This is a genomic window from Chloroflexus sp. (assembly GCF_056331925.1).
The window spans coordinates 168,648-174,667 of record NZ_JBWGQH010000004.1 but is presented as its reverse complement, the minus strand read 5'-3'; the positions used below and the strand labels follow the sequence as shown (position 1 = coordinate 174,667).

General features: G+C 57.0%; 7 protein-coding genes. 4 read left to right on the top strand and 3 right to left on the bottom strand.

Annotated features, from left to right (window positions below; genetic code table 11):
- Positions 1-674: 674 nt before the first annotated feature.
- The gene (locus tag AC01ZF_RS03855) at positions 675-998 is read left to right on the top strand and encodes a hypothetical protein (protein WP_424677218.1); all 324 of its coding nucleotides are present in this window, start codon (positions 675-677) and stop codon (positions 996-998) included.
- A 13-nt stretch (positions 999-1,011) separates the two neighbouring features.
- Here AC01ZF_RS03855 and AC01ZF_RS03850 read toward each other — a convergent pair whose 3' ends face one another.
- Genes AC01ZF_RS03850 through AC01ZF_RS03840 form a run of 3 tightly spaced genes read right to left on the bottom strand, consistent with a single transcriptional unit; the run spans position 1,012 to position 2,944 of the window.
- Complete coding sequence (locus AC01ZF_RS03850; RefSeq protein ID WP_428132772.1) at positions 1,012-1,773, bottom strand: SDR family oxidoreductase; 762 nt, start codon at positions 1,771-1,773, stop codon at positions 1,012-1,014.
- Complete coding sequence (locus tag AC01ZF_RS03845; protein WP_424677220.1) at positions 1,770-2,105, bottom strand: cupin domain-containing protein; 336 nt, start codon at positions 2,103-2,105, stop codon at positions 1,770-1,772. Before AC01ZF_RS03845 ends, AC01ZF_RS03850 begins: the two co-directional genes overlap by 4 nt.
- Positions 2,102-2,944, bottom strand: coding sequence for an alpha/beta fold hydrolase (locus AC01ZF_RS03840; RefSeq protein ID WP_428113734.1), 843 nt, complete (start codon positions 2,942-2,944; stop codon positions 2,102-2,104). The genes AC01ZF_RS03845 and AC01ZF_RS03840 overlap by 4 nt, the downstream gene beginning before the upstream one ends.
- Before the next feature lie 344 nt (positions 2,945-3,288).
- Here AC01ZF_RS03840 and AC01ZF_RS03835 point away from each other — a divergent pair, with 344 nt between their 5' ends.
- From AC01ZF_RS03835 to AC01ZF_RS03825, 3 genes are all read left to right on the top strand, one after another.
- A complete protein-coding gene (locus tag AC01ZF_RS03835) occupies positions 3,289-4,695 on the top strand; it encodes a glucose-6-phosphate isomerase (RefSeq protein ID WP_424677222.1) in 1,407 nt (468 codons plus the stop codon).
- Positions 4,696-4,888: 193 nt separating this feature from the next.
- Positions 4,889-5,275 carry a hypothetical protein gene (locus AC01ZF_RS03830; protein ID WP_424677223.1) on the top strand — a complete coding sequence of 129 codons (387 nt, stop codon included), beginning with the start codon at positions 4,889-4,891 and terminating at the stop codon, positions 5,273-5,275.
- 224 nt (positions 5,276-5,499) lie between these two features.
- The gene (locus AC01ZF_RS03825; RefSeq protein ID WP_424677224.1) at positions 5,500-6,018 is read left to right on the top strand and encodes an adenylyltransferase/cytidyltransferase family protein; all 519 of its coding nucleotides are present in this window, start codon (positions 5,500-5,502) and stop codon (positions 6,016-6,018) included.
- Positions 6,019-6,020: the final 2 nt, after the last annotated feature.

Sequence of the window (6,020 nt, the reverse complement as noted above, 5' to 3'; positions counted from 1 at the left end):
GTTTGCTATGACCAGGCGCGGTGATTACCGTGATTACCGTCGCAGATGGTGCATGGCGCTGGAAGTGACATAGTACAGATGACCATCGTGAAAGATGGCTCGCTCCGCTCGACATGACAATGTAGACCCCTTTGTTATGTCGCGTGCAGCGAGCCATTTTGTCAGCCAGAGTGTGGTGTTTGCTATGACCAGGCGCGGTGATTACCGTGATTACCGTCGCAGATGGTGCATGGCGCTGGAAGTGACATAGTACAGATGACCATCGTGAAAGATGGCTCGCTCCGCTCGACATGACAATGTAGACCCCTTTGTTATGTCGCGTGCAGCGAGCCATCTTGCCAGCCAGAGTGTGGCGTTTGCTATGACCAGGCGCGGTGATTACCGTGATTACCGTCGCAGATGGTGCATGGCGCTGGAAGTGACATAGTACAGATGACCATCGTGAAAGATGGCTCGCTCCGCTCGACATGACAATGTAGACCCCTTTGTTATGTCGCGTGCAGCGAGCCATTTTGTCAGCCAGAGTGTGGTGTTTGCTATGACAAATACCTTTGATCGGCGGTGTGGATGAAGGCTGCATCCTATGATTTACACTCAGTGGTAGAATGACTGCTGCGGGTCACAAGTCGGAATAATGTCACGATACTGCCGAACACCAGTGAGGAAACACTACGATGCAATGGTTGCGACGGTTATTTGGGCAATCAGACACAGCACCCGTATTGTTGTTGCACGTCCGTTGTGCCCGATGCGGTGCAGTCGTGCAGGCACGCATTCACCTCTACAACGATGTGTCGGTGGAGTATGACGAGCGTGAAGAGGTGAAGGGGTATTGGATTCGGAAGGAATTGATGGATGACCGCTGTTTTCGTCTGATGACGGCCGAGTTACGGTTTGATCGACAACGGCGGTTGATCGGTCAGGAGATCAGCGGCGGCGAGATCATTACCGCCGCCGAGTTTGAAGCTGTGCGGGCCAATCGTGGTACAACTGTGTAGCGCATTGTCCTGCTTATGCCGCAACAATGAGACCACCGTCGACCAACAGTTGCTGACCGGTGATATAGCCATTGCGCGGCGAGAGCAAGAAGGCAATGGCTTCGGCAATCTCAGCCGGCGTGCCATAGCGACGCAGCGGGATCCCTGCGGTCGTGCGTTGGGCAATATCGGCGGGAGAGACCCCTTCACGCGCAGCGTAGCTCTGGTTCCAATCTTGAATACGTTCGGTGAGAATATAGCCGGGTGCAACGGCGTTGACCAAAATCCCCTCTGGACCCAACTCGAGCGCTGCCGTTTTGAGTGCGTTAACCAACGCAGCGCGTAAGGCATTCGAGAGGGCAATACCGGGATGCGGGCTTTTGACGGTAAAGGAGGAGATCGCCACCACACGCCCACCACCGCTCTGGCGAAAGAGAGGCAAGGCGCAGCGCAGGAGGCGGAGAGGGGCAACCACCATGACATCAAACGAGCGTCGCCACTCTTCATCATCGATCTCGGCCAAGGGTTTGACCGGCGGGCCGCCATAGTTGAGCAACAACGCATCGAGCCGACCAAACTGCTGCGCCGTCTCGATCAGATGGGTCGTTGTCGTCTCTGACGCCAGATCACCGGCCACCGCAACGATCTGAGCTGTAGGCACTTCAGATTGGAGCAGCGCTACAGCTCGCTCTGAAGTACGGCTATTGATGATGAGGGTATATCCCTCTTGTGCCATCCGCCGCGCGACGGCAAACCCAATCCCTTGGGAGGCACCGGTCAGGATTGCCACACTCATGCCGCCTCCTGCCGCTCCAAAAAGTCGGTCCGCACCGGATGGAAGAGATCAAAAAAGAGCGAGTCTTCTTCCATTATTGCTTCGTGTTCGATGCCACCGGGAATATGGACAATATCCATCGGCCCAAGTTCTTGCCATTCGTCACCAACACGAAAACGTACTCGTCCGCTGAGGACCAATGTCATTTGCTCGTGAGGATGGCTATGGGCAGGCGCCACCGCACCCTTGGGCGCTTCAACACGCACCGCCATCAGTTCTTGGCCGGCAAATGGGCGGAGCGTCATCGCCCCAATCGCAAAGCTCTTAACGTCAGCAGTATGGGCCGTCTTCACACAATGCCTCCTTCTAAAAACTGCCGGACGAGTGTGTGAAACACAGACGCCTTCTCAATCTGCACCCAGTGGCTACACCGACCAATGAGATGCAAACTGGCATTCGGCAGATGCTCCATGAGATAGAGACTCGTCTGATACGGCACTATCTTATCAGCGTGGCCGTGTAAGATCAAGACGGGATGGGTGATCCGACGCAACGCTGAAGGTGGCACGACCAATTGATCAATAGCTTGTTGGCGTGGACGCGGCCACATTGCGATAAAGCTACATTGCACATCTGGCCGCAGGGCGGCAGCCAGGCGCATATTGGCAATCTCGTCGAGACGATCGCGGATAAAATCTTCATCGTAAGCAAACCAACGAATAGCGTTCCGCATGGTAGCGAGTGTTGGATCTTCGTAGAATCCCCAGATGCGATCAAGTTCGGGGGAAAGCGGACACGGGCCACCAACCGGCCCCATCAAGACCACACGCTGAAACCGATCAGGTGCTTCCATCAGGAGATGGAGAGCAATCGCGCCACCCAATGAATTCCCAACCAGATGTACACGAGGGATGGCAAGGGCATCGAGCAGGTGCAATAGTTGGTCGAGCCATAGCCGCAACCACGGACGAACGCCTTGCGGTGGTGGATTGGGGTGGCTACTGTCACCATAACCGATTAAATCGGGAGCGAGACACAGAAACTGCTGACCGAGTTCGGGGATGGCCAACTGCCAGTTGGAGAAGCCGGTAGCGCCGGGGCCTGAGCCGTGAATGAACAAAACCGCTTCACCGGCACCAAACCGGTAGAGCGAGGTCGTGTACTGACCGGTAGGAATGGTGATCTTTTCCATGGCATCTCCGAAGGTACAAAAGCGAACACCCAGAAACTTACTGCGCGCTACATGACAACACCATCATAAAGAGTAGCTTCGATTCGGTAAACCGTGCTATTCGCCATAGTCGAATGGCAGTCAGGTTGCACCCCAGACCCAGCTAATGGTCTACCATCGTCTTACCGCCGGTTACGTGCTATACTGGGCACAGGCCATCGTTGCCGCAGAACAACCGCGAGATCGGCTACGCTATCAGTTGACCGAGAGTTGCAATGTGGACGACCACCGGCGACGACCGGCGAAAACCCGTGTCGCCCCGCACGGTTGGGCGGGGCCTAACAGCGTGTTGAAGGAGTACAATCATGCGCTATGGAGATTCCAACTGGCGGTCTACCCAGCGGATTCGGCTGGACATCAATAACGTGTTTGGACCGAACGGCCTGACCTCGGCAGAAATTGAAGCAGAGGCAGCGCGAGCGGCAGAAGCCATTGCCGCCGTACAGAACCGGCGCACCGAGCTAGGTTGGCCGTTGTTGCCGGAACAAGATGTGACGCCGTTTGAGCAATTTGCCGCCGCGCACCGTGACCGGATTGACACCTTTGTTGTGCTGGGAATAGGCGGCTCGGCGCTGGGGAATATTGCCGTGCAGACGGCAATTAATGGACCGTTCTATAACCTCTTGCCGCGCGAACAGCGGGGGTGGCCGCGTTTGTTGGTGCTCGACAACTCTGATCCCGAATTGAATGCCGGTGCGCTACGTACCCTCGATTTGAAGCGGACGATGTTCAACGTGATTAGCAAGAGCGGCACTACTGCCGAGACGATGGCGTCGTTTCTCTATTTTCGGCAGGCATTGGTTGAAGCGGTAGGTGAAGAGAAACTCGGCGATCACATTGTACTGACGACCGATCCGAGTAGTGGCTTCTTGCGCCAGATCGGTCAGCGCGAGGGATGGACGATGTTTGACCTACCCCCAAAGGTGGGCGGGCGCTTCTCGGTATTAACGTCGGTAGGTTTGTTATCGGCGGCAATGACGGGAGTCAATCTGCGCGAGCTGCTGGCCGGGGCGGCCTACGGCGGCGAGCTGGCAGCCAATCCCGATCCGCTGCGGAATCCGGCAGCGCTAGGTGCGCTCGTCAATTATCTCTGCTTCCGCAAGGGAAAGCCGATTGTAGTGATGATGCCATACGCCAACCGGTTGCGCGATGTCGCCGACTGGTTCGCGCAACTGTGGGCCGAGAGTTTGGGGAAAGCGGTTGACCGACACGGTAAGACGGCGCGGGTTGGGCAGACACCGGTAAAAGCACTGGGGGCGACCGATCAACACTCGCAGGTACAGCTTTATATGGAAGGGCCGTATGACAAGCTGATCAATTTTATCGCGGTTGAGAAGTATGCTGAGGATGCCCCCATTCCAACCGCTTACGAGGATCTGGAGGGGGTGAGTTATCTGGGCGGTCATACGATGGCTGAGTTGATACAAGCCGAACAGCAAGCGACGGCAATTGCGTTGAGTGAGGCGGGTCAGCCAAATATGACGCATATCTTCCCTGAGATTAATGCCTTTACGCTCGGCCAGTTCTTTATGTTGATGGAAATGCAGACGGCGATTGCCGGTGAGTTGTACGACATCAACGCCTTTGACCAACCCGGCGTCGAGGCAGGGAAGATCAATACGTATGCCCTGTTGGGACGACGCGGATTTGACGAGCGACGGGCTGCCATTGCAGCACGAGCGCAGGCATTGGATGCACGTTGGGTGGTGTAACCCTGTAGAGCCGCACGGCGTGCAGCTCCATCATCCAATCGCAGGAATGAACGATGGAGCGCTGAACGCCCGTGCGGTTGTGGTGGTTGGTACAAAGCTGCACGGCGTGCAGCTCCATCATCCAATCACAGGAATGAACGATGGAGCGCTGAACGCCCGTGCGGTTCCGCCATTCAATAACCAGGATGTGATTATGTCTACGTGGTTCCCGCCCCCCTTATGGGTATCATCGGCGGTCTGCACCGTGATTGGTCTGATCGGTGGTAGTGCGTTCTGGTGGGCATCGCGGGCATGGAGTATCTTTATCGCGTCCTTCCTGTGGGCGCTGATCGGGACGGTAGGCACCGTGATCGGGCGCAGCGCCGGCGAGCGGTTGCGTTACGGTGATTGGAAGCATGCCACCCGGCTGGCACCGGTGCAGACTATCGTGCCTATGAGCGGATTTCTGGGTGTCGCCTTGCTGGTTGGCGCACCTCTGAATACGGATCAGATGTTGGTCATAGGGGGAATTGTGCTGGCGTTGGCGGTTTTGTTTTGGATTGGGTTGCCGCTCACCTCGCCATTTCGGGAGCGGAAATAAGCTGAACGCAAAGGCGCAATGACCGCAGGGTCGGAAGGATCCTCAGACAGGCGTCCCGCTGAAGCAGGAGCTTGCTGCGGGCGCTACGCGCCCGTGCATTGACAGTAGGGGTGCGCCCTACGTAAGGACAGCAGGGGAGCGCGGGCGGCCCGCCATGATACGATATCATAGCAACGCTATGCCCTATTGCCACCACACATGACATGTACGGAGTGCGGATCATTATGGAGCACCAATCACCACCATTACCAATCTACCCGCTTGCCGAATTGGTCGTCTTGCGAGCCGGATGGCGCGCTGCCGGCTTGAGGGTGGTGCTGACGAATGGGGTGTTTGATCTGTTGCATATCGGCCATGTGAACTACCTGACGGCAGCGCGCGAGCTGGGGGATCGGTTGATCGTGGCAATTAACAGCGACGAGTCAACCCAACAGCTTAAGGGGCCGTTGCGCCCGATCGTGCCGGCGGTGGAACGCGCCGCGATCATCGCTACGCTGCGCTGCGTTGACGCAGTAACGATCTTTGCCGAACGCACCGCTGAAACGGTGGTGGCGGCACTCGCGCCTGATGTGTACGTCAAAGGCGGCGATTACGGCCACGGCGCTGCCATCGATGAGGCACGATTGCCGGAGGCGCAGATTGCGCGCGCACACGGCGGCGAGGTTCGGTTGCTGCCGTTTCACGATGGCCACGCCACAACCCGGTTGATCGAACGAATTGTGGCGCGGTATGGCAGGGAGTAGGG

What these genes read in the sequence shown, in the direction of transcription:
- AC01ZF_RS03855 (WP_424677218.1), top strand. Translation starts at nt 675, where the DNA reads ATGCAATGGTTGCGACGGTTATTTGGGCAATCAGACACAGCACCCGTA.
- AC01ZF_RS03850 (WP_428132772.1), bottom strand. Translation starts at nt 1,773, where the DNA reads ATGAGTGTGGCAATCCTGACCGGTGCCTCCCAAGGGATTGGGTTTGCC.
- AC01ZF_RS03840 (WP_428113734.1), bottom strand. Translation starts at nt 2,944, where the DNA reads ATGGAAAAGATCACCATTCCTACCGGTCAGTACACGACCTCGCTCTAC.
- AC01ZF_RS03835 (WP_424677222.1), top strand. Translation starts at nt 3,289, where the DNA reads ATGCGCTATGGAGATTCCAACTGGCGGTCTACCCAGCGGATTCGGCTG.
- AC01ZF_RS03830 (WP_424677223.1), top strand. Translation starts at nt 4,889, where the DNA reads ATGTCTACGTGGTTCCCGCCCCCCTTATGGGTATCATCGGCGGTCTGC.
- AC01ZF_RS03825 (WP_424677224.1), top strand. Translation starts at nt 5,500, where the DNA reads ATGGAGCACCAATCACCACCATTACCAATCTACCCGCTTGCCGAATTG.